Consider the following 294-nt stretch of genomic DNA (forward strand, 5'->3'; position numbering starts at 1 on the left):
TAATGTTTAAAAAAATAATTTGAGGTTTCTTGAAAATGTTTAGTGATTTAGATTTATCTACCGAAGCGGTAATTATAGTATTTGGTGTTGGCGGTGCAGGTTGTAACGCTGTTAATGAAATGATTCGTCGAAATGATTCAAGTGTTGAGTATGTGGCGATAAACAGTGATGCCCAAGCGCTGAAATCTTCATCTGCTGACAAAGTAATACAGATTGGTTTAGAAACCTCTAAAGGCTTGGGCTGTGGCGCTGAGCCGGAGCAGGGCGCTAAGGCTGCAATGGAAAGTGCTGAAG

Annotated in this window: 1 pseudogene; it reads left to right on the top strand. The window is 40.8% G+C overall.

From position 1 onward, the window contains the following. Window positions 1-35: 35 nt before the first annotated feature. Window positions 36-294, top strand: a pseudogene (locus Q4528_RS13425) (cell division protein FtsZ); the annotation flags it as partial.

It is taken from the genome of Staphylococcus pasteuri (assembly GCF_030547725.1).
GTDB classification, from domain to species: Bacteria; Bacillota; Bacilli; order Staphylococcales; family Staphylococcaceae; genus Staphylococcus; species Staphylococcus pasteuri.